This window comes from Nonomuraea sp. NPDC050556, assembly GCF_044457355.1.
GTDB lineage: Bacteria > Actinomycetota > Actinomycetes > Streptosporangiales > Streptosporangiaceae > Nonomuraea.
Genome location: NZ_JBITGU010000001.1, coordinates 1,847,399 through 1,869,348, shown reverse-complemented (window position 1 = coordinate 1,869,348; position 21,950 = coordinate 1,847,399). Strand labels below are relative to the sequence as shown.

Annotated in this window: 23 protein-coding genes and 1 pseudogene; 12 read left to right on the top strand and 12 right to left on the bottom strand. The window is 70.5% G+C overall.

Annotated elements, in window-relative coordinates; translation table 11 throughout:
• Positions 1–12: 12 nt before the first annotated feature.
• A pseudogene (locus tag ACIBG8_RS09445) lies at positions 13–324 on the top strand (hypothetical protein); the annotation flags it as partial.
• On the opposite strand, the gene ACIBG8_RS09440 reads toward ACIBG8_RS09445, so the two are convergent.
• The 5 genes from ACIBG8_RS09440 to ACIBG8_RS09420 all read right to left on the bottom strand — a co-directional run bounded on the left by ACIBG8_RS09440 (position 271) and on the right by ACIBG8_RS09420 (position 3,910).
• On the bottom strand, positions 271–840 hold the full coding sequence (locus tag ACIBG8_RS09440; RefSeq protein ID WP_397342162.1) for a carotenoid oxygenase family protein: 570 nt from the start codon (positions 838–840) through the stop codon (positions 271–273). The pseudogene ACIBG8_RS09445 and the gene ACIBG8_RS09440 sit on opposite strands and share 54 nt — an antisense overlap.
• Positions 841–909: 69 nt before the next feature.
• A complete protein-coding gene (locus ACIBG8_RS09435; RefSeq protein ID WP_397342161.1) occupies positions 910–1,551 on the bottom strand; it encodes a response regulator in 642 nt (213 codons plus the stop codon).
• The gene (locus ACIBG8_RS09430) at positions 1,548–2,645 is read right to left on the bottom strand and encodes a sensor histidine kinase (RefSeq protein WP_397342160.1); all 1,098 of its coding nucleotides are present in this window, start codon (positions 2,643–2,645) and stop codon (positions 1,548–1,550) included. Before ACIBG8_RS09430 ends, ACIBG8_RS09435 begins: the two co-directional genes overlap by 4 nt.
• The gene (locus ACIBG8_RS09425) at positions 2,642–3,439 is read right to left on the bottom strand and encodes a hypothetical protein (RefSeq protein ID WP_397342159.1); all 798 of its coding nucleotides are present in this window, start codon (positions 3,437–3,439) and stop codon (positions 2,642–2,644) included. The genes ACIBG8_RS09430 and ACIBG8_RS09425 overlap by 4 nt, the downstream gene beginning before the upstream one ends.
• Before the next feature lie 126 nt (positions 3,440–3,565).
• Entirely contained in the window at positions 3,566–3,910 is a 345-nt protein-coding gene (locus ACIBG8_RS09420; RefSeq protein ID WP_397342158.1) for an ArsR/SmtB family transcription factor, read from the bottom strand.
• Between the two features lie 811 nt (positions 3,911–4,721).
• On the opposite strand from ACIBG8_RS09420, the gene ACIBG8_RS09415 reads away from it, so the two are divergent.
• From ACIBG8_RS09415 to ACIBG8_RS09395, 5 genes are all read left to right on the top strand, one after another.
• Positions 4,722–5,195 (top strand): hypothetical protein, encoded by a 474-nt coding sequence (locus ACIBG8_RS09415; RefSeq protein WP_397342157.1) that lies wholly within the window; start codon positions 4,722–4,724, stop codon positions 5,193–5,195.
• Between the two features lie 17 nt (positions 5,196–5,212).
• Positions 5,213–5,434 (top strand): hypothetical protein, encoded by a 222-nt coding sequence (locus tag ACIBG8_RS09410; protein WP_397342156.1) that lies wholly within the window; start codon positions 5,213–5,215, stop codon positions 5,432–5,434.
• Complete coding sequence (locus tag ACIBG8_RS09405) at positions 5,431–5,793, top strand: hypothetical protein (protein ID WP_397342155.1); 363 nt, start codon at positions 5,431–5,433, stop codon at positions 5,791–5,793. The genes ACIBG8_RS09410 and ACIBG8_RS09405 overlap by 4 nt, the downstream gene beginning before the upstream one ends.
• 164 nt (positions 5,794–5,957) lie before the next feature.
• Positions 5,958–6,539 carry a hypothetical protein gene (locus tag ACIBG8_RS09400; RefSeq protein ID WP_397342154.1) on the top strand — a complete coding sequence of 194 codons (582 nt, stop codon included), beginning with the start codon at positions 5,958–5,960 and terminating at the stop codon, positions 6,537–6,539.
• A gap of 9 nt (positions 6,540–6,548) precedes the next feature.
• The gene (locus ACIBG8_RS09395; RefSeq protein ID WP_397342152.1) at positions 6,549–7,574 is read left to right on the top strand and encodes a bile acid:sodium symporter; all 1,026 of its coding nucleotides are present in this window, start codon (positions 6,549–6,551) and stop codon (positions 7,572–7,574) included.
• On the opposite strand, the gene ACIBG8_RS09390 is transcribed toward ACIBG8_RS09395, so the two are convergent.
• Complete coding sequence (locus ACIBG8_RS09390) at positions 7,567–8,283, bottom strand: ABC transporter permease (protein ID WP_397342151.1); 717 nt, start codon at positions 8,281–8,283, stop codon at positions 7,567–7,569. The genes ACIBG8_RS09395 and ACIBG8_RS09390 overlap by 8 nt on opposite strands.
• Before the next feature lie 59 nt (positions 8,284–8,342).
• Positions 8,343–8,570, bottom strand: a complete 228-nt coding sequence (locus ACIBG8_RS09385) for an alkyl sulfatase C-terminal domain-containing protein (RefSeq protein WP_397343913.1) — start codon at positions 8,568–8,570, stop codon at positions 8,343–8,345.
• A gap of 314 nt (positions 8,571–8,884) precedes the next feature.
• On the opposite strand from ACIBG8_RS09385, the gene ACIBG8_RS09380 reads away from it, so the two are divergent.
• Complete coding sequence (locus ACIBG8_RS09380) at positions 8,885–9,685, top strand: alpha/beta fold hydrolase (protein ID WP_397342150.1); 801 nt, start codon at positions 8,885–8,887, stop codon at positions 9,683–9,685.
• Positions 9,686–9,766: 81 nt separating this feature from the next.
• Here ACIBG8_RS09380 and ACIBG8_RS09375 read toward each other — a convergent pair whose 3' ends face one another.
• From ACIBG8_RS09375 to ACIBG8_RS09365, 3 genes are all read right to left on the bottom strand, one after another.
• Positions 9,767–10,432: a M15 family metallopeptidase gene (locus tag ACIBG8_RS09375; protein WP_397342149.1), complete on the bottom strand. Its 666-nt coding sequence runs from the start codon at positions 10,430–10,432 to the stop codon at positions 9,767–9,769.
• Between the two features lie 74 nt (positions 10,433–10,506).
• Positions 10,507–12,000, bottom strand: a complete 1,494-nt coding sequence (locus ACIBG8_RS09370) for an FG-GAP-like repeat-containing protein (protein WP_397342148.1) — start codon at positions 11,998–12,000, stop codon at positions 10,507–10,509.
• A gap of 90 nt (positions 12,001–12,090) precedes the next feature.
• Positions 12,091–15,102 carry a BTAD domain-containing putative transcriptional regulator gene (locus tag ACIBG8_RS09365; protein WP_397342147.1) on the bottom strand — a complete coding sequence of 1,004 codons (3,012 nt, stop codon included), beginning with the start codon at positions 15,100–15,102 and terminating at the stop codon, positions 12,091–12,093.
• A gap of 270 nt (positions 15,103–15,372) precedes the next feature.
• On the opposite strand from ACIBG8_RS09365, the gene ACIBG8_RS09360 reads away from it, so the two are divergent.
• Positions 15,373–16,212: an alpha/beta fold hydrolase gene (locus tag ACIBG8_RS09360; RefSeq protein WP_397342146.1), complete on the top strand. Its 840-nt coding sequence runs from the start codon at positions 15,373–15,375 to the stop codon at positions 16,210–16,212.
• Between the two features lie 86 nt (positions 16,213–16,298).
• On the opposite strand, the gene ACIBG8_RS09355 is transcribed toward ACIBG8_RS09360, so the two are convergent.
• Positions 16,299–17,396: an epoxide hydrolase family protein gene (locus tag ACIBG8_RS09355; RefSeq protein ID WP_397342144.1), complete on the bottom strand. Its 1,098-nt coding sequence runs from the start codon at positions 17,394–17,396 to the stop codon at positions 16,299–16,301.
• A gap of 589 nt (positions 17,397–17,985) precedes the next feature.
• On the opposite strand from ACIBG8_RS09355, the gene ACIBG8_RS09350 reads away from it, so the two are divergent.
• Together ACIBG8_RS09350 and ACIBG8_RS09345 are read left to right on the top strand one after the other, a co-directional pair.
• Positions 17,986–18,510, top strand: a complete 525-nt coding sequence (locus ACIBG8_RS09350; RefSeq protein ID WP_397342143.1) for a pyridoxamine 5'-phosphate oxidase family protein — start codon at positions 17,986–17,988, stop codon at positions 18,508–18,510.
• 274 nt (positions 18,511–18,784) lie between these two features.
• Positions 18,785–19,279: a heme-binding protein gene (locus ACIBG8_RS09345; RefSeq protein ID WP_397342142.1), complete on the top strand. Its 495-nt coding sequence runs from the start codon at positions 18,785–18,787 to the stop codon at positions 19,277–19,279.
• Positions 19,280–19,855: 576 nt separating this feature from the next.
• Here the strand turns inward: ACIBG8_RS09345 and ACIBG8_RS09340 are convergent.
• Positions 19,856–20,275 carry a DUF3592 domain-containing protein gene (locus ACIBG8_RS09340; protein WP_397342141.1) on the bottom strand — a complete coding sequence of 140 codons (420 nt, stop codon included), beginning with the start codon at positions 20,273–20,275 and terminating at the stop codon, positions 19,856–19,858.
• Positions 20,276–20,861: 586 nt separating this feature from the next.
• Here ACIBG8_RS09340 and ACIBG8_RS09335 point away from each other — a divergent pair.
• Positions 20,862–21,416 (top strand): hypothetical protein, encoded by a 555-nt coding sequence (locus tag ACIBG8_RS09335; protein ID WP_397342140.1) that lies wholly within the window; start codon positions 20,862–20,864, stop codon positions 21,414–21,416.
• On the top strand, positions 21,400–21,948 hold the full coding sequence (locus ACIBG8_RS09330; RefSeq protein ID WP_397342139.1) for an OmpA family protein: 549 nt from the start codon (positions 21,400–21,402) through the stop codon (positions 21,946–21,948). The genes ACIBG8_RS09335 and ACIBG8_RS09330 overlap by 17 nt, the downstream gene beginning before the upstream one ends.
• Positions 21,949–21,950: the final 2 nt, after the last annotated feature.

Here is a 21,950-nt window from a genome sequence, read left to right as displayed (position 1 = left end):
ACGTGGCGCGCGAACGCCTGCCCGCCCTTGTCGGGGCCGGTCGTGCACGACAACGCGCAGCTCCCGGAGTATGTGGCGCTCGGTGAGGCCGTCGCCCCGGTGCCCCGGTCGCTGGCCCGGCATCATCCGCGAAAGGACATCACCTACCTGCCTGTTGCCGACGCCACGCCGTACACCACGGCCATCGCCTGGCGCGCGGGCTCCCGCGATCCGTGGGTCGCGCGCTTCGTGCACGCGACCACCGAACTCGCCGCCGAGGTGGGCGGCAGGTCACTCATCGGGCAGCCAGGTGCCGTGGAATCCGGCGGGGACGCGGCGCGGTAGCCGTACCGCGGCCACCTGGCGCAGGTCCCGGGCGTCGTGCACCAGCAGCGACTCGGCGTTGATCGACAGCAGCCAGCCGTCGTCCTCCTCATCGCCACGAGGCACGTAGACCGCCTCCCCGGCTCGGCCGCCCACCGCGGCCGCGAGGCTCCCCCCGGTGTCCAGGTCGTACTTGACGACCGCGTCGCCGGTCACCGTATAGCGGTAGCGGGCTTCGCGGCCGGTGAGCAGATCGTTGATGGTGGGGAACTCGACGATCCGGTCGTCGAGTTGTTCCTCCTTCACCGCGTCGCCCAGCGTCCAGCGGTGCAGCGTGCCACCGGTGATGCGCTCGGCCACGCCGGAGTCCCCGCCGATGGTCCGCCACAGCCCGGCGACGTCGGCATCACGGTAGCGGACGGCGTCGAGCACGACGTCACCGTCGGCGTCCTCGTGGGCGTTGCCGACGTGGAAGACGTAGCACGGGTCGATCCCGTGCCAGCGGGACGAACACCCGCTGCTGCAGACCCTGCACACCGCCGTTCACCACCAGGCCGGCCCCCGATCTCGCCGACGAGTCCGCCTTCGCCACATCCCGCTGAGGGCTCAGGGACGGCTGCTCAGCCCGTGTTCGTAGGCCCAGATGACCGCCTGGACCCGGTCGCGCAGCCCGAGTTTGGCCAGGATGCGGCCGACATGGGTCTTGACGGTGCCCTCGGACAGGAACAGGGCTCCCGCTATCTCGGCGTTCGTCTGGCCCCAGGCGATGTGCCGCAACACCTCGCGTTCGCGCACGGTCAGCGGATCCGGCGCGATGTCCGGCAGGCGCGCCGCGACCTGGTCGAGCAGGCGGCGCGTGGTGGACGGCGCGATCACCGCGTCCCCGCGGTGAACGGTACGCACCGCCGACAGCAACTCCTCGGCTGGAGCATCCTTGAGCAGGAATCCCGACGCCCCGGCCCGCAACGCGGCGAAGGCGTACTCGTCCAGGTCGAAAGTGGTCAGGACGATCACCTTGGGACCGGTCCCCGCCGCCGACAGCCGCCTGGTCGCCTCGACTCCGTCCATGCGCGGCATCCGCACGTCCATGAGCACCACGTCGGCCGCCACCGTACCCAGCTCGGCCAGCGCGTGCGCCCCGTCGCCCGCCTGCCCCACCACGCGCATGTCGTCCTGGGCGTCGATCACCATCACCGTGCCGGTACGCACCAGATCCTGGTCGTCGACGACGTAGACCCGGATCGTCATCTCCGGTACGGCAGGCGGGCCTCGACGACGAACCCGCCCGCCTCCTCCACCCGGATGTCCACGACCCCTCCCACGGCGTTCACCCTCTCCCGCATCCCCGCAAGCCCGTTTCCCGGCTCGCCCGAGCCCGCCGCGACGGCGGCCGACCCGCCGGCATCGCTCGCGGCGATGTGCAGGGCATCGTCGGTCCACTCCAGCAAGACCATACTGCTGGCGCCGGGGCCCGCGTGTTTGAGGGTGTTGGTGAGCGCCTCCTGGACCACGCGATAGGCGACGAGGTCCGTGCCCGGCCCGAGGGGGCGTGCCGTACCCCGCACGATCTGCCGCACGGGCAGCCCCGCGCCCCGGGTCCGCTCCACCAGCTCCGGCAGGTCGGCCAGACCCGGGGTGCGCAGCACGCTGAGGGCGGCGCGCATCTCCGCCAGAGCGCTGCGTCCTGCCTCCTCGACGGTCGCCAGGATCTCCACGGCGCGGGCGGGCGCGAAACGGCCGCCCCTGGCCTGGGCGACGATGACGGTCAGCGCGTGGGCGACCACGTCGTGCATCTCCCGGGCGATCCTGGCCCGCTCCGCCGCGGTCGCCTGTGCCGCCGCCTCGCGAGCGCGCTCGCGCAGTAGCTCGATGTAGGCGAGCTGGGTGCGCCGATACAGGCCCAACCCCCACGCGGCGACCATCACCGCGGCCAGCAGCCCGAACAGCAGCCACGGGTCCGGCCCCAGACCGGCGGCCGAGACGCTGGAGTCGGTCGCGAACCTGGCCGCCGCCACCCCCGCCCCCACCATGCCGACGACCAGCGCTGGATACCGGCGCCCGTAGGCGGCGCAGGAGTAGAGCGCCAGCGGGAACACCGCCGCCGACGGCAGCACGAGAAACAGCCCGGTCACGGCGACCTGGACGGCGAAGGCGGCGGCGACCACGAAGAACGCCCAGAACTCCCGCCGGTAGACGACGGCCACGTGCGCCACCAGGCAGGCGCCCACGAGCAGCGCCGCGCGCACACCAGGCACGGACAGCACCGCCACCACCACTGACAGCGAGAACAGCGGCACCCCGACGACGAACGCCAGGACCAGGTCCGCGCGCCGCGACGTCACGGCCGCGTCGCCCGCTGGTACGACAGCGTGGCCCCACCCACCGCCAGCCCGAACAACAGCCAGCTCCCGTAGACGAGCCCAACCGTCACCACTGCCGCCGGATCGGACAGCGGTACGGGTCCTCGGGTGAGGCCCAGCATCTGCGACAACGTACCGAAAACGGACATGGCCCCCATGGTGGTCAACATAGCGGTGCCCGTCCAACCGCCCGCCAGTACCAGCCGCCGCGGCAGCCACCGCCCCCACCTCTGGACCAGCGCCAGCGACCCCACCGCCCCGATGACCAGCATGATCAGCTCGCCGTACGGGAAGCCCTCGGCATACCCCAGGGGACGCAGAAGCGTGCCGCCGAAGGACCAGTACAGCTTGGACATGGGATAGACGAACCCGATCGCGAACGCGCTGTATCCCAGCCACGCCCCGCCCGGGAGCCTGAGCCGGGGCAGCAGCAGCGCACCCAGCAGAGCGCAGCCGGCCAGGCTGAGCCCACGCAGCGCCATCCCCGGCCAGTCGACGCGGGCGAAGTCGCCCGCCGGGATGCCCGTGACGGCGAAGAACGCGCGAAAGGCGTCGAGCACCAAGCCGCCTGCCGACCACAGCAGCAGTACGGCCGGCAGCAGGCCTGCCGCGTGCGGCCGGATCACGAAGAACGCGCCCAGCGCGGCGGCCAGAGCGGTAACCCAGTGCGGCGCGAAGCCCGTCGTGTAGGAGAGCGTGGGAAGTGGCACGAGCGCGAGCGCCGCGGTGAGCCCGAGAACGATCAGGGCCGAGATCTGCATTCGTTGAAGTCGCATGACCCCAACGATTCCGGCCACTGCCTGCGGACCGCGTCTCCGCCAGGTCCAGACGGGATCCGACCTGCGAGGTATTGACAGGCAGAGCTCCTCGCACCCCTCAACGAAGCGAGGCGGCCTTGTCCGTCATTGTTGGGGTGCGTCATCTGTCTGGCGTAGCTCGGCGAGGAGTTGGTGCTGCCCGTCGAGCATGTGGGCCAGCAGCGCGCGGGCCGCGCGCAGAAGTTCGGCCACCTCGGCGCCGTTGAGGCGGTAGATCATGGTGGTTCCGCTGCGCTGGGAGTTCACGACGCCGGAGCGGCGGAGCACGGCCAGGTGCTGCGAGAGCCCCGTGGGCTCCACCTCGATCTCAGCCAGCAGTTCGTGTACCGGTTTCGGGCCGCTTTGCAGGAGTTCCAGCACGCGGATCCGCACCGGGTGGCCCAGCAGCCGAAACAGCTCCGCCTTGGCCTCATACAGCGGCAGCGACATCATCGACTCCTGAGCTGGGGTCGATCTACGCTCCGACGGCGTCCGCGGTCCGGAGCGCGACCGTGTGGAGGGGGGTTGGTTCGATTGAAACAGCTGAGACGTTGGCAACTTCCCGAGTCAAGAATAGGTCGAGTGCCGGGTGGGCGACATGCTTCCTGCGCTTTGTCCAGCCTCTCGTTCCAGAGCGCGCGGTCGTGATGTCCATTGCCACGGCCTACGATCAACGCCTGGTCGTGACCGGGTAGGAAGGCCGCAGTTTCCGGCCTTGTCGGCCGCGGATCGCTCGTGGTCGGAATCCGCCTCATGGTGGCCGGGCATGTGGGCGTTGGGTCACTGGCGATGGCATCTTCACCAGGACAATTGCGGAGATGCGCAATTCTCCTGCGTCGCAGATGAGCTATATGTAAGTTAATCGCTGCAGGCGCGGTTGCGCCCTGGAGGGGGAGAACCTCTACGGGTGGGTGTGCATGCTCGCCCCCTCTCACCTTTCGCGCTCTGGGGGCGTGCGCGGGGTCTGGCAGGGCCCGTGCCTGCGGTTGGGTCTCGAGCCAAGCACACGAGACTCGACCGGCTCTGCCCCACCACGCCGCGTCTGGTGGGGCACGGCCTGGAGGACCGATCACATTGGCCAAGAGAACTGGGGGCACGTACCGATGTTGAAGCAACCCTAGAGCGGACACACCGCGTCGGCTTCATCGTCCTGGCGCTCAGCCGTACCTGCCCCTGTGCGGGCCCCTTTCTGCGAGCACTCCTACCTGTCCCTTCCCAGGTATCCATGCGGTCCGCCATGGGCCGGGAAGGAACAAGATCCTTGCGTAATCGATCTGCCGCGCTCGCGGCAGCCTGCATGCTGACGCCCCTCGGGGGATGCGCCGCGACGGCGGCGTCCGCGCCAATGCCGAAGGTCGGCTACCAGCCGCCGGTCGTCGCGATGCCGTCGCCGGTCCACGGATGCCAGGCGGCTGCTGACCTGGTCGAGCCCTTCCGCACCCGGGCCATCCTGGCCGGAGTCGCCGGCGACACCGGGAGGATCCGCCGGGAGCTGTATGCCCTGGCCAAGGACGCTGACGCCGCCTACAGATCGCCTGCCTGGCGGCGGGCGATGGGCGCCTGCCGACGGCACAAGCCGACCGACCCGCGCTGCAGAAGAGACGTCGTGGAGCTTCGCCGGTGGGGCCGGGAAGTCTCCTCCGCCATGCGCGGCCTGTCCCTCGGAGATGACCCCGAGCGGGTCATCGATGCGCTGGCGTTCAAGCTCGGCCGGGCGATCACCCTCACCTACTGATCACGAAGGAGGTGGCCATGTCCATCCCCATGCGCGCCGCTGCCGTCCTCATCCCGGCGGGCCTGGCGCCGCAGCGGCGTCTCGCCCGCACGGCTGAGCTGGCCGCCCACCTCGAGGCCATGATCCCAATCATCGCGGCCTGCGACCAAGCCGGAGAGGCCTTCGTCCTGGAGGCCGAGCATCCCGAACTCCATGGAGTCGGCGGCCGGGCAGGCGCCGTCTTCGGGGACGGCCGATGACCGGCCGCCCGGCCGGTCGTCGGCAGATGACGGGTGAGCAGCAGCGGCTCGCTCGGGGCATGGTCACCGAATGGCTCGACGTCGAGGTGCGCAAGGCCGCCGCAGCGTTCCACCGGCCTGAGGTGGCCATGCACAACGCCCACGCGGCGCGCGCCGCGTGGGCGCGAGGTGAGTCCCTGATCTGGATCCTGGCCACCTTCATCGCGGCATCGGCCAGCGGGGCCTATGTGAGCGCGGCCGAGAGGGCTCTCACGGAGGAAGGTGGCAGACCTGACCTCGTGGACGGCCTGCGCGCGGCCCGCGACCTCCTCGTGTGGTTCCTGCGCGAGGAATGCGAACATGCTGGCGATCGTGAGTGACATCTCGACACGGCGACGCCGAGCGCGTGGGCGCTCGGTCGACTGACCCTGGCTGCGTCGATCGTCGCCCGGCCGGATGAGACCGCAGGCTCGCCGAGGACTCCAACTGCCCCTCGGCGACGGAGACGAACCCGTTGGGCGTACCGCTTAAGGAGAGGATCACGATGCATACCCTGATGACGCCCCAGCAGCATGTGGAGCGGGGGTGCGTGCTGCTCGCCGAGGCGGCCGGCGACGGGATCGCCCACGCCGCGTCTGCCGCCCTCGCCCAGCGGGCCGCGGCGCACTTCCATGCCGCGCAGGCCCTCAACGGCTTACCTCGTACGGCCAGCCCGGCCGCGTCCGCGCCAACCTACGATGACCGCATTTACCGCCCTGCCGCCCAGCCTCCTGTAGGTGGTGGCGGGGATGGCATTGTGCTGATGCGGCTGGACGGCAGCCTGGCCGACATCGCCGACACGATCGCGCTGCTCGAAGGCTTGCACATACACCTGGACAACACGACCACCCCGCAGCCCAAGGCCAGCGGGGAAAGCTACCTCATGTACGCCACCCTCGACATCGGCGCCTACCGCGTCCTGGCCGATGGCGCCCGCGAGGTCATCGACGCCTACCCTGCCGCCAAGACGACCACCGTCCATGCAACCGCTGAGCGACTGGGCCGGGAGGCGCTGGGCGACCAGACACCTGGCGGGGTCTTCATCACCGAGGCCGAAGGTGACGACATCGCGGAGGGTGATCGATAGATTACTCGGATGATGCGGGTGGTTGAAGCGGTGCAGCGGCGTCTGCTGGTCTTGATGATCGTCTGCTATGTCCTGGCCGCTGTCGCACCGCGACCGGGCCAGTTCGTGCGGACAGTCGCCCTGGGACCGATCACGCTGCCCATGGTGCTGCTGGCCGTGATGGTGGCGAGCGCGGGTCTCGGCGTGCGGCTGCGGGATCTGCGCGCCGTGGCGGGCAAGCCGCTGCGGCTGGTTTCGGGCGTGGCGGCCAACGCGCTCCTGCCGGTGGCGCTTCTGCCCGCAGCCGGGCTGCTCCTGCGAGCCTGGCCGGACGCGGGCGAGGTGGAGTGCCTCGCGGTCGGGCTGCTGCTGGTCCTCGCGATGCCGATCGCCGGAGGTGCGGCGTCGTGGGGGCAGAACGCCGGTGGCAACGTCTCGCTGGTGGTCGCCATGGTCGTGGGCTCGACCTTGCTCAGTCCCGCCACGGTCCTGTGGGGGTTGACCGTGTCCGCAGCGCTGGTCGGTCCCGGGGGTGCGGGCAGTCTCGACGACACCGCGCGGCTCGACGGCCTGGCCGGGTCGGCGGGCGCGGGCGTTTTCGCACTCGCGTTGATCGTGGCGCCGTGCGTGGCCGGGATCATCGCGCGCGCCCTGCTCGGAGATCGGCGGGTGGCGCGCGTCATGCCGGTGGTCAAGCTGGTCAATCTGGTGAACATCCTGCTGCTGTGCTATCTCAACGCCTCCGGGGCGCTCGGGCAGGCGCTGTCGCACCCGGACCCCGACTTCCTGGTTGTGGCCGTCGTCGCCGCCGGGGTGCTCTGCTGCGTTTCCTTCCTCGCCGGGAGGTGGATCTCGCGCTGGACCCGGTGTGACACGCCTGACGGGATCTCCCTCACCTTCGCCACCGGCATGAACAACACCAGCGCGGCCGCGGTCCTGGCGGCGAGCTGGTTCGCCCACCGCCCGCAGGTCCTGCTGCCGATCCTGGCCTACAGTCTGCTGCAGAAGCTCGCCGCGAGCCTCTTCTGCACCCCGTCGGCGCGGTCGCTCACGTGAAACTGCCGCGCGCCACCAGCTCCGTCGTCACCACGATCGCGACCGCCTCCGCGGCCAGCAACGCGACCAGAACGACGAGCTGCACCACGCCCGCCTGCACCGGGCTCGCCCCGCCGAGCAGCATCCCGACGAACGCGCCGGGCAGTGTGACCAGCCCGACCGTCCGGGTCTGATCGAGCGCGGGCACCAGGGCCTGCGCCGCGGCTGGGCGGCAGATCTCCAAGGCCGCCTCCCGGTACGGCAGGCCAAGCGCCAGAGCCGCCTCCACTTCTCCCTTGCGCTGGGCCAGTTCCTCCACGGCGCGCCGCCCGGCCAGCGAGGTGGCGGTCAGGCAGCCACCCAGCAAGATCCCCGCGATCGGGATCACCACGAGCCCGTCGAGCGAGATCGTCCCGCTCACGACCAGCACCGCCAGCACCGGCCCGGCGCCGAGTGCGATCGGCACGGCCGCCCACCACGCCTGGCGGCCTCGCGCGATACGCCGGCCCGCGGTGAGGGCGGCCACGACGTACATGACCAGAACGAACCCCGCCGTGGCGGCACCACGGACGACCACCCAGCCGATCAGCACCGAGACCGCGCCGAGCTGGACGGCCGCCCGCAGGCAGGCGGTCAGGACCGCCCGCCCATGCCCGAGCCGGCCGAGCCAGGCCACCACCGCGCCCATGGCGACGAGGGCGATCAAGACCACCGGCAGCAGAACGGTCATGGAGATCAACGAAGAGGAATGCACACCAGCAGGATCTCGCCATAGGCGCTTACCGGGGGTCAGGACGCAAAGCAGCGCAGGAAGCGCCTCAGGGTGGATGCGTCGCCGGTGATGGCGGCCTCCGCGGCGTGCACGGCGTCATCGAGGTCCCGCCCGCCGAACACCAGGTCCTGCAGGACGCGCACGGCGCAGGTGATCGTGGCCGCCGCGTCGGAGATCTCGCCTCGGGCGATGTGCAGGCGCCCTTCGGCGACGTCGGCGTGGAAGGCGTCGGGTCCGAGACGCAGCTGGAAGCGGCCACGTAGATCGCCCGCAGCGGCGGGGACGAACGTGGTCTTGAGGGCGAAGGCCAGAGCGTCCGTGCCCAGCTCGGTCGCCGATGTGCTCGCCGGGGTGATGGAGCTGCCCCACTGGCCGAGTGCCAGCAGAACCGGCTCGATGCAGATCCACGAAGCGTTTGGGACCGAACACCAGCTCGCGCACCATCAGCAGGGCCCAGCGCTCACCCACGACATCCAAAGCGCGGGCGATGCCACACAGATCTCCATAACTACGCGAACCTGACACGCTGCTTCTCTCCTTCTATAAAAGGAGAGAAGCCATGCCGCAGGTCATTTCCCGGGACGGTACGTCGATCGCCTACGAACAGGTCGGCAGCGGTCCGGTCGTCGTCCTGGTGGGCGGCGGGCTGGACGACGGGGCAGAGAACCGGCCGCTGGCCCAGGAACTGGCCGAAGACTTCACCGCCGTCAACTACGCCCGCCGTGGCCGCGCCGGAAGTAGCGACGTGCAGCCGTACGCGCTGGAACGCGAGATCGAGGATCTGGCGGCGTTGATCGGCGCGACGGGCGGATCGGCGCATCTGTTCGGCGCCTCCTCTGGCGGTGCGCTCGCGCTGGAGGAGGCGGCGGCCGGACTTCCCATTGGCAAGATCGCCGTGTTCGACGTGCCCTATGCGATCGGCGACACCGCCGTCCAGACCTGGCAGGCGTACGGCAGGCAGCTGCGCGCCGCCCTCGCCAGGGGGGAGCGCGGCGAGGCGCTGAAGCTGTTCATGCGGCTGGCCGGCGCCTCTGAGCAGGACATCGCCGGGGCGGAAGGCTCGCCGATGTGGCCGCAGTTGCTGAAGCTCGCACACACGCTGGCCTACGACGCCGCATGCCTGGGAGAAGGGCCTCCACCCGCCACTCGACTGTCCACGATCGAACAGCCGGTGCTGGTGGCCACCGGAGTGGGCGTCGACCCGCACATGGCAGGTCTTCCTGGCGGTTTCTTCGGCCCGGCCGCCGACGCGATCGCCGGATGCCTGCCGTACGCCGAGCGCCGGACTCTCGACGTGCGCGAGCACACGGTCAACGCCAAGGTCCTGGCCCCCGTGCTCACCGAGTTCTTTCGCGCTTGACCACCTGAGCCGAGGCGGCGGCCATGCGCCTTTCGAGGTTCTTCGTGGACGGGTCTCTCTCCGTGGTCCATGGCTGATCCCCTAAGAAGTCCAATTGGTCGGCGCTGGCTGTACGTGGTCGTAGCGGGCGGCGGGGGCTCCTGAGGAGAAAGCCCAGTACCGGTCGCCGAAGGACCAGTGCCACCACTGGGTGGGGTAGTTCACCATCCCCACCGCCTCCAGCGCCGCCACCAGGACGGCCCGGTTCCGCCCGGCCTCGACGCCGACGGCGGCGGAGGCGGTGTGGCAGGACGGAGAGCAGGCCTCGGGGGCGATCCCTACCTCGGTCCCCATCGTCAGCTCGACGCCCTCGTCGGTGCAGAGCGTCACGTCGACCGCCGCCCCGGCCAGGTGCGGGGCGACGGGAGGTGGGGCGACGTAACGGGCAGCGCTCCGGTGCAGGCGGTCGGCCGGCCAGTCCGGGTGGGCGGCATGCAGACCGGCCACGTGAGCGGAGAAGGCGGCCTCCTGCCGCTCGATGGTGCGGTATCCCTCGACGACCAGCAGCCGCAGGCCGCGGGGGAGCAGCGTCTGCGCGGTCACCAGCCGGTCCGCGACGCTCTGCCGTACCTGGACATACGGGCCGTCGGGCGCGCTCGGGCGCAACCGCAGAGGGTCGACCGTACGCAGGTCCACCAGGCGTTCGCCGCACTCCCTGACGGGGATGGCGCTGATCCGATGGTCGGACAGCAGGACAGGTTCCGGCATGACACCTCCTTCGAAGCGGAAAGGGGAAAACTCCTGGCCGGAGCGTGGTCGCCCCGGCCAGGAGGTGTGGCAGGTCAGCCGCCGAGGACGTGGACCTCCACCTTCCCCGTGTCGGTGGCGTAGGTCTTCACGAGGTAGAGGTCGGGGGCCGCGTCACCGATCGCGTAGCTGAACTTGAACGTCTCGCCCTGGCCCACCGGGGTCCCGGCGTGGAGCGCGAAGTCCTGGTAGTTGGACGCGCCGTTGACGATGTGCACCTCGGTCGACCCGGTGCCGGTGCTGCCGCCCTGGAAGGTGAACAGGTCGGGCGAGCCGTCGCGGTTGAAGTCGCCGACGGGGATCGTCTGCACGGCCTGGCCGGACAGGCCGGCGGTGAGCGGGGCGCTGGCGATGTGCAAGGCGAAGGTGGTGAAGCTGGACGCGCCGTTCAGCACGTGGATCTCCGCGTTGCCGGTGCCGGTGTTCGCGGTCTTGTACGTGTACAGGTCGGGCACGCCGTCCCCGTTGTAGTCGCCGGCTCCGACGCTGGTCTTGAAGTTGGGGCCGAAGTCGCCGAGCGTCAGCGGCGTGATCGCGTGGAGCAGGAAGTCCTGGTAGTTGGTCGCGCCGTTGAGGACGTGCACCTCGACGCGCCCGCTGTCGGCGTTCCGCTCCTTGACGAGGTAGAGGTCGGGCACGCCGTCGCGGTTGTGGTCGCCCACCGCGAACCCGAAGTTGGCGGCATCGGCGAGCGTGACGGGCAGTCCGGCGTTGAGCACGTAGTTCGAGTAGTTCGCCGCGCCGTTCAGTATGTGCAGCTCGAGCCTGCCCGTGCCGGTGTTCCGCAGCTTGAACGTGTAGACGTCCCGGGCGCCGTCCCTGTTGAAGTCTCCGACGGCCACCGTGTGCGAGAAGTCCGCGTTGAACTCCTCGGCCCCGATGGGGGTCACCCCGTGGCTGAGGAAGTCCTGGTACGGCGGCGCGGCGCCCACCGGCGCGCTGTAGCCGACGATGTGGGCGTCCGACCGTGCGTAGGACTTGGCCTGGACCTTGTCGCCGGAATTGCCCTCGATCGTGTAGACCGAGCCGCTGTCGGAGGAGCGGACGATGCCGACGTGATCGATGGAGCCGTCCTGGTTCCCGTCGAAGACGAGGGCGTCGCCGGGCTGCGGCGTGTAGCCGCTGGAGCGGGTGTGCCAGGTGCCGTACTCGACGCCGTAGTCCTGGAAGGAGGCGGCCCAGCCGGTCAGGATGCCCTTGCTCCCCTCAGCCACATCGGCGTACGGCACGCCCGCGTTCTTCCAGACGTACTTGGCGAAGTCCGCGCACCAATCGCTGCTGCGCCACTGGACGCCGCCGCTCGCGGGGCATCCAGAAGGGGAAATCCAGGTGCGGAAGACGCCGGTGTAGTAATTGCAGCCGGTGCCCATCGGCGACTCGTGGTTCCTGGCCGAGTTGCCGAGCTCGCCGCTGGCGACGGACACGATGGAGTCGCGGGAGACCGCGAACGCGGGAAGGGCCGAGATCGCGACCGTGCCCAAGGCGACGGCGGCGACGGCGGAAACCTGGCGGAGCGTGCGAGAGTACATGGAAGCCTCCTGGAAGCGAGGGGGATCTCGCTGACAGGTGAAGACTCCATCCACGTGCTCCAGCCACGCTTCAGAGATCTGTAGGCCGAGCTACAGCCCCGGTAGTTCCGCGCACTCGCGCGAGCCGTACCTGCAGAAGATCTCCCGCGCCTCGGCCAGCAGGTCCCGCGCGCCCGCCTCGTCGCCGTCGGCCCGATGGACGCCCGCCAGGTCCCTGAGGGTCCTGGCCCGGTGGAGTGGAAGGTCGAGCGCGGTCCACCGGCCGAGGGACTCGGCCAGGTGGCGCCGGGCGTCGTCCAGGCGTCCTGCGGCCAGGTGCAGTTCGCCCAGGGTGCGCAGGGTCAGGGCCTCACCCCAGCGATCGCCGAGCTCCCGCGACACGACGAGCACCTCGTCGAGAGCCCGCTCCGCCTCGGCGTGCCGCCCGAGCCGGAGCAGAGCCTTGGCCCAGGTACGGCAGGCGTACGACTCCAGCAGCCGGTCACCGACGTGCCGGAACCCTTCCAGCGCCAGCCGTCCCGTCTCCTCGGCCAGGACCGCTTCGCCACGGGCGCGGTGGAAGAGCGAGGCGGTGCGCTGTGCCAGCGCCTCGCCGCGGGCGCTGCCGATCTTGCGGTAGATCGCCAGCGCGTCGGTGATGCTCGCCCACGCCGCGTCGTAGTCGCCCCTCTCCAGGTGCACGTACCCGATCAGCCGTTTCGCGTTCCCGAGCAGCATGTCGTCGCCCGACAGCAGCTCCGCCCGCGCCAGGAAGTGCAGGGCCTCGGGGAGGTAGCCCTGCTCCCGGCACGCCGTACCCAACATGACCAGAGCCGCCGACTCGCCGTCCGGGTCGCCGGCCTCGCGGAACATGGTCAGGGCCTGGCTGAAGTACTCGCGCGACTCCGCATAGCGGTCCTGCTCGTATCTGAGCTGCCCCCACTCGGCGAGCAGCCGTGCCTCCGCTCGGGAGTCGCTCGCACGGCGGGCCGCAGCGAGCGCGGCGGTGTGGGTCCGCGTCCACGCCTCGAACAGGTTGTTCGCAGCGAAGGCCGATCCGCACAGGGCCGAGGCGAGCTCGCCCGCGAGCTCGTGCAGGTTCATGGCAGCGGCGCGCTCGACCCCCACGACCAGCGCGGTCTGCTCGGCTTCGAACCAGGCCCGCGGATTGGCCAGGATGGCCGCGGCCGCCTCCGCGTCCAGCGGCGGCGCCCCGGGGCGGCGCTCCCGCGAGGCGGCCCAGGACGAGGAGGAGCGGCCACTCCGCTCGATCAGCCACAGCCACTGTTCCAGCACCCGGGTCAGCACGGCGACCCGATCGTCGGGCGTCTCCTCGGCCTCGGCGCGCTCGGCCGCGAACAACCGGATGAGGTCGTGCAGCCGGTAGCGGATGTCGCCCAGCCCGTCGACGCCGGAGAAGTCGACGAGCTGGGCGTCGACGAGCCCCTCCAGGATCTCCTCCGCCTCGTCGAGGGTGGTCTCCAACGCGGCCGCCATGATCCGGGCGGGGAAGTCCGGCAGGCCGAGCAGGCCGGCGCGGCGCAGCGCCACCTTGCCACGCGGGTCGAGCCCGCGATAACTGAGCTCGATGCTGGCCCGCACCTCCTGGTCGCCGACCTTGAGCTCGTCCAGCCTGCGCCGCTCGTCGGCGAGGCGGTCGGCCAGCAACCGCAGCGGCCACCTGCGTCGCGTGGCCAGCCTGGCCCCCGCGATCCGGATGGCCAGCGGCAGGTGACCGCACTGTTCGATGAGCATGCGGGCGGCTTCTGGATCGTCCTCGACCCGCTCCGTTCCCGTGATGCGCCCCAGCATGGTCAGCGCCTCGTCGGGGGAGAGGAGGGCGAGCTCGACCACTGCGGCGCCGGCGAGCCCGGCGAGCCGGTTGCGGGAAGTGATCACCACCGCGGACCGGGGGTCCGCGGGAAGCAGGGGACGGATCTGCGTCTCGGCAGCGGCGTTGTCCAGGACGATCAGCATGCGGCGCCCCACCAGGAGCGAGCGGTACAGCGCTGTCCGCTCCTCCATCGCCGACGGCAGCTCGGCCGGTGCCGTCCCCAGGGCGCGGAGGAACTGCCCCAGCACCTCCTCCGGCTGGGCCGGATTCGCCGTCATGCCCCGCAGATCGACATAGAGCCTGCCGTCCGGGTACCGCTCCGCCAGGCGGTGCGCGATCTGCACCGCCAGGGTCGACTTCCCCATCCCGCCGGGCCCGGTGATGACGCAGGCCCGGCTCTCGTCGGCATCGGCGGACAGCAGGGCTTCGAGTTCGCTGCACTCGCTGCCGCGCCCGGCGAAACCGGCCAGCGCGGGCGGCAACTGCGCCGGGACGATCCGGGGCACCTGCGCCGTCGTGACCGTCACGCTCTCCTTGGGCAGGAGCCTGGAGTCGTCCGAGCGGAGGATCGACTCGTGCACCCCGGCCAGCTCGGGACCCGGCTCGACGCCGAACTCCTCGATCAGCACCTGCCGCGCCTCCCGGTAGGCGGCCAGCGCCTCCGCCTGCCGCCCGGTCCGGTAGAGGGTGACCATCAGGTGGCAGCGGAGCCGTTCCCTGGTCGGGTAGTGGCCGATGAGGGAGGTCAGCTCGCCGACGAGCTGGTCCGCGCCGCCGAGCGCGAGCTCCACGGCGATCCGATCCTCGATCACGGCGACGCGCGACTCCTCCAGTTGCGCGGCCTCCGAGCGGAGGAAGGACTCTCCGATGCCGCCCAGCGCGGGCCCGTGCCAGAGGGCGAGCCCGTCGCGGAACTCCTGGAGCCCCTGGCGGTGCAGTCCCGCGGCGACGGCCCGGCGCCCTTCGGCCACGAGCCGGTCGAAGACGTTGCGGTCGACCGCGGCCGGCGAGACGTTCATGACGTAGCCGGTGGCGTTCGAGGTGATCAGGCCGGGCAGCCCTGCCTGGGCGAGAGTACGGCGGAGCCCCGAGACGTAGGTCTGGATCACCGCGCGGGCGGTCTCCGGGGGGTCCTCGCCCCAGACCGCGTCCACGAGCTTGGCGGCGGTCACCACCCGGCCCTCGCCGAGCAGGAGGGCGGCAAGGACCGCGCGCGGCTTGTGGCCGCCCAGGGACACCTGCCGGTCGTCGGCCCACACCTGCACCGGGCCGAGAAGCCTGAACTCCATCGCTTCCTCCACGACGAAGACCGGTGAAGATCATATCCGGCATGTCGACGTTCGGGGGGCTTGGCGTGAAATCTCGCCCCTGCCCTCGGCGCTGTATATTCGAGATCGGATACTCGAATTCGGGGAGTGCTGATGGCGAACCGCCGGAAGGTCGGCAATCTGATGGCGCTCGCCGTACTGGCCGCGACGAGATCGCCGAGCTGCTGACCAGCCAGACCTTTCCCGACCTCGGCATGTGGCACGACCACCACGTACTGGAGCGAGGACACGATGAGCAACGCCCAGGTGACGTCCGCCGACGGCACCACCATCGGCTACCTGACGCTCGGACACGGTCCGGGTCTGGTGATCTCCCACGGCGGCATGGGATCGAGCCACAACCATCTCGAGCAGGCCAGGGCACTGGCCGACGCTTTCACCGTGCACCTGCCTGACCGGCGGGGGCACGGCATGAGCGGACCCTGGCGCGAGGACGATCATCTTCTGCAGGACGTGCAGGACCTCGACGCCGTTCTCGCGGCGACCGGCGCCACCAACCTGTTCGGGCTGAGCACCGGCGGCCTCATCGCCCTCCAGGCGGCACTCACCTTGCCCGCCGTACGCAAGCTCGCGGTCTACGAGCCCGGCCTGTCGACCGCGCCGACCGGGTGGGTGCCGCGGTTCGAGCGCGAACTCGCCCAGGGCAGGACCTCAGCTGCGCTCACCACCGCCATGCTGGGCGCCCAGATGGGCCCGAGCTTCTTCTCGTACGTTCCCAGACGGCTGCTCGAGCTCCTCACCGACCGGGTGATGCGCAAGGAGGACCGGGACGGTGCGGGCGGCTACATACCTTTGCGCGACCTGGCCCCCACCCTGCGCCACGACGCACGGCTGCTCATCGAGACCCACGACCTGCTGGACGACTTCCGCGGCCTGCGGACCGAGGTGCTCCTGCTCGGCGGTTCCAAGAGCCCCGCCTTCCAGAGGGCCGCCCTCGACGCGCTGGAACGCGTGCTGCCGCGCTCCCGCCGTACGGAACTCGCCGGCCTCGGCCACGCAGGACCCTGGAACGCCGACAAGGGCGGCGACCCGGAACGGGTCGCCGCCGAACTTCGAGGCTTCTTCACCTGACACCGGTGGCGAGCTCGAGTCCTCTCCTGGTTTGGGCCGCCGGACCCCATCCCACCTGCGGATCTGGCCAGGTGCCGGCCCTGGGATCAGGTCAGTGGTCGGAAGAAGGTCTGGAGCTGTTCTGCCAGGTAGTCCGGTTCCTCGTGGGACATGAAGTGTCCGCCGCGCTCCGGGCGGGCGAAGTGCCGCAGGTTGGGGAAGGCGCGTTGGGCCAGGCTTTGGGGGAAGCCCGCCATCAGGGGTTCGTGGCTCAGGGTGATGGCGGTCGGGACCGTGATCGGCGGACGGGGGCCGGAGTGGGGGTGGTCGTAATACGGGCGGAAGGAGGAGCCGATGCTGTCGGTGGTCCAGTAGAGGGTGGCCACGGTGAGGAGGTCGTCGGCCTCCCACCGGGTATTGAGGTTGCCGCCGCAGTCGCTCCAGTCGCGGTACTTGTCGGCGATCCAGGCCAGCAGTCCCGCCGGTGAGTCGGTCAGCGCCGCGGCGATCGTGTCCGGGCGGGTGCTCATGATCGCGCTGTAGCCGCCGTCCCGGGCGTCATAGGCGCGTTCGGCGTCCAGGTAGGCCAGCTCGTCCGGGTTCAGTGCCGAAGGGTCGATGCCGGCGGTGAGGCTGCCGGAGGTCATGTGGATTCCGGCCACGCTGGCCGGATACAGGGCGCCGAGCCACTGGGTGACGCTGCCGCCGATGTCGCCGCCGAACGCACCGTACCGCTGGTAGCCGAGGGTCGTGGTCATCAGGTGCTGCCAGGTCTCAGCGATCCGGCGCCCGGTGAAGGGTTCGTCGGGCGCCTGGGAGTAGGCGAAGCCCGGCAGTGAGGGGATGACCACGTCGAAGTCGGCGGCCAGCCGGTCGGCCACCGCCAGCATCTCCACGAAGCAGCTCGGCCACCCGTGGGTGAGCACCAACGGCAACGCGCCGCGTCGCGCGGACTTGATGTGGACGAAGTGCACGCGCTGGCCGTCGATGTCGGCCAGGTAGTGCGGGTACGCGTTCAACCTGGCCTCGACCCGGCGCCAGTCGAAGCCGTCCGCCCAGTGCTCCACCAGGGCGCGCAGGTCTGTCGGGTCGGTTCCGGCGTTCCACCGGGTGCGGTCCGAGGGCGTGGCGAACCGGGTGCGGGACAGGCGGGCCCGCAGGTCGGCGAGTACGTGCTCCGGCACGTCGATCTGAAAGGGGCGCATGCTCGGCAATCGTCGATGGGGGTGGGCGACTCCACAGCGGAGCCTCCACCTCAGCAGGGTACGCGCTGTGCCCAGTCCAAGATCCGCCCTGCCCTTGGAGGTCCTCGCGTGGAGGTGGGTCACGACGTCGAAGGCCCGGTCTGATGTCCACGAGCCGCCGCTGAGCAAGCGGGCGGTGGCGGGAGTGTCGGGACACCGTACAGGTCATTGTTGTCAGGCGGGCTGCGAGGCGGGCGCTGGGATGGCGGCCTTGAGCCTTGTGCGCCCTGCTGGTCTCGCGGAGGGTCAGCAACCCCGTGACCGCGATCAGCGCCGAGGTCAGGCCGTGAATGCCGAACGCCGCGGCCGCGCCCCCATCGTGGGCAAGGACGCTGACCATGTCGCCGAACGGCCGAGGGGATCTACGCGACGCTGCTCGCGCGCCGCCAGGGTACGGACGCCACGAGCGTCCGTACCCTGGGCGAGCTGGCCGCCTTCCTCTGTCACGACGACGAGGCCGCCGCCCACTTCACCCATGCCGCCGACATCGCCGCCCGGTGGAACGCCGGATTGCGCTTCCCGGGAGGGTCCGGGCAGCTAGGTTCGGAGCATGGAGACCATCAATCTGGGTGAGGCGGAGGGCCTGCCACCGGTGGATTGGGCCGCCGTTGTCGAGAAGCTCGATGCCGGATCGGCGCCGCGACCGGAGGCGCACAACTCCAGGACGACGTGGCTGTGCACCCTCAACGAGGACGGCAGCCCGCATGTGACCGCGGTCGGTGCTCTGTGGGTGGACGGCGCTTTCTGGTTCCAGACGGGCGCGGACACCCGCAAGGGACGCAACGTCGCCCGCGATCCGCGGTGCTCGGTCGCGGTGTCGATCAGCGACGCGGACGTGGTGATCGAGGGTGACGCGGCGCGGGTAACCGAGCCGGGCGCGGTGGCGCGCCTCGCCAAGGCGTGGGCGGACCAGGGATGGCCTGCGGAGCCCGACGAGACCGGCTCAGGCATCACGGCCCCGTTCAACGCACCGGCGCTAGGCCCGCCGCCGTGGAACGTGTACCGCATCGAGCCCCGCTCGGCGACAGTGGCCTGGGCGGCGGAGCCGGGCGGCCTGACCCGCTTCCGCTTCTGACCCGAGGAGCGCATGCTCGGCCTGGGCAGCGCTGAGGACGACACGCGGCCCGCCGTCCCCGTTCCGGGCGACGGTGGGTTGCGTTGCTTCGCCCGCGGTTGGCTGATGCCTAAGGATGCTGCCGACGTGGTCCGGGGCGTCTCGCATCAACCGATCGGTTGACCCGGCGCTCAACCCTTTCTCTCCACGGAGTCGATCGCTCTCCCGATGGCGTGGCCGTTCCCAGACGGCATTGTTGAGGACGTAAGCAACGCCACTGACCTGGAGAAACATCATGAAGCTCCGCCTTGCTACCGCTACCGCCGCCATCGCCGGACTCGCCCTCGTCGGCGGCTTCACCGCCCAGGCCGCTCAGGCCGCCGCCGCTCCCGCCAACACCGTTCAGGCCAACGTGCTGTCGGCCGAGGCCCTGCTGAAGGTCGCCGACGGGGCCCAGAAGGAAGCCGTCAAGCAGAAGCAGCGCGTCACCATCGCCATCGTGGATCGCTCCGGCGCCACCCGCCTGATCGTCAAGGGTGACGGCGCGGGCCCGCAGACGGAGGAGTCGGCCAAGCGCAAGGCGTTCACCGCCGTGTCCTTCGGCCAGGCCACCAGCGCCCTGGCCAAGAACCAGGCCCTGGCCGCCATCCCCGGCACCCTGCTGCTGGCCGGCGGAGTCCCGGTCACCGACGGCACCTCGCCCATCGCCGGCATCGGCGTCGGCGGCGCCTCCAGCGGCGACATCGACGAGGCCATCGCCAACGCCGGCCTCAAGGCCATCGAAGGCTGATCCAGGGATCAGCGTGGCCCGGCTACCGCTGATTCGCGATGAGGCCGGACGCCTCCCGGTTCGATGGGATGAACGTGCTGGTAGGTGATCAGCCCCAGCTCGTGCCGGATGCCCTGTCAGGCGTCGCCCTTCCCCTTCCCCAGCGCGGAGCCCCCAGCACAGCTCGGCTGTCGCCGAGCCCGATGGGCGGCAGAGCATGCCGTACGGCTCGCGCGTGATGTTCCCCTCCCTGCACAGCTCGTTCCCGGGCGAACAATCTCCCTGGAACGTCTGACTCGGCGAGCTGGTTGTCGACCTGCTCGCCGAGCAGCCCCGCCGTCCGCTTCGCTGGAAGGTCAGCTGGCGCGGCGGCGGCGGGGACCTCGACATCCAGCAGGTGGAACACACCGGTCGCTCCGATCGCCGAAACTGACCAAGAAACGACGCACACCGCCTGATCGTCCGCAGCCAGCGGGGCGGAGGCGAGAGCAGCGACAACCGCCTCTGGCTGAGCACGAGCGCCAGGGATGCGACCGCAGCGCGCGTCTGACGCGGACCAATGCCGGGGCGGAGCTTCGCGATCTGAAGAGATCCCTACTAGCCCAAGAGAATCACAAGGGCGCCGACCAGCGCGACGATCGTCAGCGTGACGCCGAGCAAGTAGACGAACTGGCCGCCGCCGATGCCGAGCCCCGGCCAGGAGGCGATGCGCACGTTGCGCGGGTCGGCCCGGTCGTAGATGACCGTAATCTCCACGCCCAGCCGTACGTGCTCGGCCCGCATCAGCACAGGGGACCGTGTCACCCACGCCTGCCCGTCGCGCGTGACGAACTTCAGGGTGACATGGTGGTTGGGTTTGCGTGTGTCGTCCGCAGAGGCCAGGGTCAGGTCGATCGCCGTTCCCAGGACCCGGATCCCGCTCCGCAGCAGGTGCAGCCCGCCCCGAGTCCGCCGCCGCCCCAACACCGCAGCGAACACGCCGAGAACCAGGACAAGGCCGCAATAGACGTAGCCCATAGTGGCGAACGTACAACGGAAAGCACCGAGGTCAACGGTGCTCGAGGCCGCTACGGTCCGGGGCTCGAGGTCGGTACCGGCGCGTCCGCGGCCCCGATCAGCGATGCGGATGTTGGGCCCAATTTGTCGGATGCCACCCTGCTGGGACCATTGGGCGACAACACGGTGATCCGGTTGCCCGAGAAGCGGTTGGTTGCGCGCGCGGCCAGGGGACTGGCCGCTCTCCCTCAGGTCCGGCGCGAGCCGCGGGTCGCTCAATGGCTCGCGAATCAAGGCGTTCCCGCGGTACGGCCCGCCTCGGCCATCGCGCAGCGTCGACGACTACGGCGATTCCGTGCAGCCGGCCCATGTCCTCCGTACTGCGCCACCACCCGAACCCAGGCCATCGACCAGATCCTGGCCAACCCTGCCCGATCATCCACAGCCTCGGGGGTTGAGGACTCGGGCCACCGCCAACTGTGCGCGGTTCCAGTCTTGCCGCTGGCCTGTACAGCGATGGCCAGCAGCGTCATTGCCACGAGTGCGACGTCAGCCAGAAACCGCTAATTCTGGACTAATTGCGCCGTCTAGCTATAATTCCGGACCCATGAGCCCGATGAAGATCGTCGTCGCGGGGGCGGCTCTCCTTCTGGCCACTGGATGCCAGCTCGGCCCATCCCCGGACCCAGTATCCAAGCCCGCCACCACCCAGCCCGCCTCCCAGCCAGCGCCCACGCCGCTGCCCTCGGACCAGATCCTCGCCAGTCGGACGGCGGCTGCCGACCAGTACTACAAGCTCAAGATCGACCTGCTCGCCGCCGACCGTGAGGGGAAGCTGGTGACGGTCAACTACGCGGTCACCGTCACCGAGCACGACCGCGCCTTCGGCTGGACCGTCGGTGACGCCTTCTCCGCCGTGCCCAGCGACACCCCGGACGCCGACGGCGTCTACCTGATCGACCGGAAGAACGCCAAGAAGCACCTGGTCGCCAAGGACAGCCAAGGCGCCTGCGTGTGCACGGGCAACACCGAGAGCATCGCGATCAACACCGGCCAGAAGATCGTCTTCACCGCGTCGTTCGCCGCGCCGCCGGAAGACGTCACGACGGTCGACGTCCACATCCCCCTCGCTGGGACGTTCGCCGGTGTTCCGCTCACTTAGCCTGGCGGCGGTCCTGACCGCCGGACTGCTCGACCCGACGCCGACGCCGCCCGATCCTGCGTCCGTGGCCGGCGCGCCGATCGTCGACCTGGTGGCGCCGATCGTTGATCTCGAACTGCCGGTCGCGGCGCTGGACCTGTCGCTGATCGACGCCGACCGGCGCATCACGCTGGCCGCCGACGTGCTGTTCGCCTTCGACAAGGCGGACCTGACGGCCAAGGCGCGCACCCGCATCGAGCAGGCCGCCGTGCTGCTGAAGGAAAGGGCGGCGGGCAAGCAGGTAGCCATCGACGGCCACACCGACGCCAAGGGCGGCGACGCCTACAACGCCGCACTGTCGCGGCGCCGGGCCGAGGCCGTACGGACCGCGCTGGAACCGTTGCTGGCCGGTAGCGGGATCACGCTCGTGGCGGCCGGGCACGGCGCGGCCAAGCCGGTCGCGCCGAACACGGTGACCCGCGAGGGCAAGGTGGTGGACAACCCCAAGGGCCGGGCACGCAACCGCCGCGTGGAGATCACCATCGCCCGATGACA

Coding starts and splice junctions, on each gene's coding strand:
- ACIBG8_RS09435 (WP_397342161.1), bottom strand. CDS start 1,551: ATGACGATCCGGGTCTACGTCGTCGACGACCAGGATCTGGTGCGTACC.
- ACIBG8_RS09425 (WP_397342159.1), bottom strand. CDS start 3,439: ATGCGACTTCAACGAATGCAGATCTCGGCCCTGATCGTTCTCGGGCTC.
- ACIBG8_RS09420 (WP_397342158.1), bottom strand. CDS start 3,910: ATGTCGCTGCCGCTGTATGAGGCCAAGGCGGAGCTGTTTCGGCTGCTG.
- ACIBG8_RS09410 (WP_397342156.1), top strand. CDS start 5,213: ATGTCCATCCCCATGCGCGCCGCTGCCGTCCTCATCCCGGCGGGCCTG.
- ACIBG8_RS09405 (WP_397342155.1), top strand. CDS start 5,431: ATGACCGGCCGCCCGGCCGGTCGTCGGCAGATGACGGGTGAGCAGCAG.
- ACIBG8_RS09400 (WP_397342154.1), top strand. CDS start 5,958: ATGCATACCCTGATGACGCCCCAGCAGCATGTGGAGCGGGGGTGCGTG.
- ACIBG8_RS09395 (WP_397342152.1), top strand. CDS start 6,549: ATGATGCGGGTGGTTGAAGCGGTGCAGCGGCGTCTGCTGGTCTTGATG.
- ACIBG8_RS09390 (WP_397342151.1), bottom strand. CDS start 8,283: ATGACCGTTCTGCTGCCGGTGGTCTTGATCGCCCTCGTCGCCATGGGC.
- ACIBG8_RS09380 (WP_397342150.1), top strand. CDS start 8,885: ATGCCGCAGGTCATTTCCCGGGACGGTACGTCGATCGCCTACGAACAG.
- ACIBG8_RS09375 (WP_397342149.1), bottom strand. CDS start 10,432: ATGCCGGAACCTGTCCTGCTGTCCGACCATCGGATCAGCGCCATCCCC.
- ACIBG8_RS09370 (WP_397342148.1), bottom strand. CDS start 12,000: ATGTACTCTCGCACGCTCCGCCAGGTTTCCGCCGTCGCCGCCGTCGCC.
- ACIBG8_RS09365 (WP_397342147.1), bottom strand. CDS start 15,102: ATGGAGTTCAGGCTTCTCGGCCCGGTGCAGGTGTGGGCCGACGACCGG.
- ACIBG8_RS09360 (WP_397342146.1), top strand. CDS start 15,373: ATGAGCAACGCCCAGGTGACGTCCGCCGACGGCACCACCATCGGCTAC.
- ACIBG8_RS09355 (WP_397342144.1), bottom strand. CDS start 17,396: ATGCGCCCCTTTCAGATCGACGTGCCGGAGCACGTACTCGCCGACCTG.
- ACIBG8_RS09350 (WP_397342143.1), top strand. CDS start 17,986: ATGGAGACCATCAATCTGGGTGAGGCGGAGGGCCTGCCACCGGTGGAT.
- ACIBG8_RS09345 (WP_397342142.1), top strand. CDS start 18,785: ATGAAGCTCCGCCTTGCTACCGCTACCGCCGCCATCGCCGGACTCGCC.
- ACIBG8_RS09340 (WP_397342141.1), bottom strand. CDS start 20,275: ATGGGCTACGTCTATTGCGGCCTTGTCCTGGTTCTCGGCGTGTTCGCT.
- ACIBG8_RS09335 (WP_397342140.1), top strand. CDS start 20,862: ATGAGCCCGATGAAGATCGTCGTCGCGGGGGCGGCTCTCCTTCTGGCC.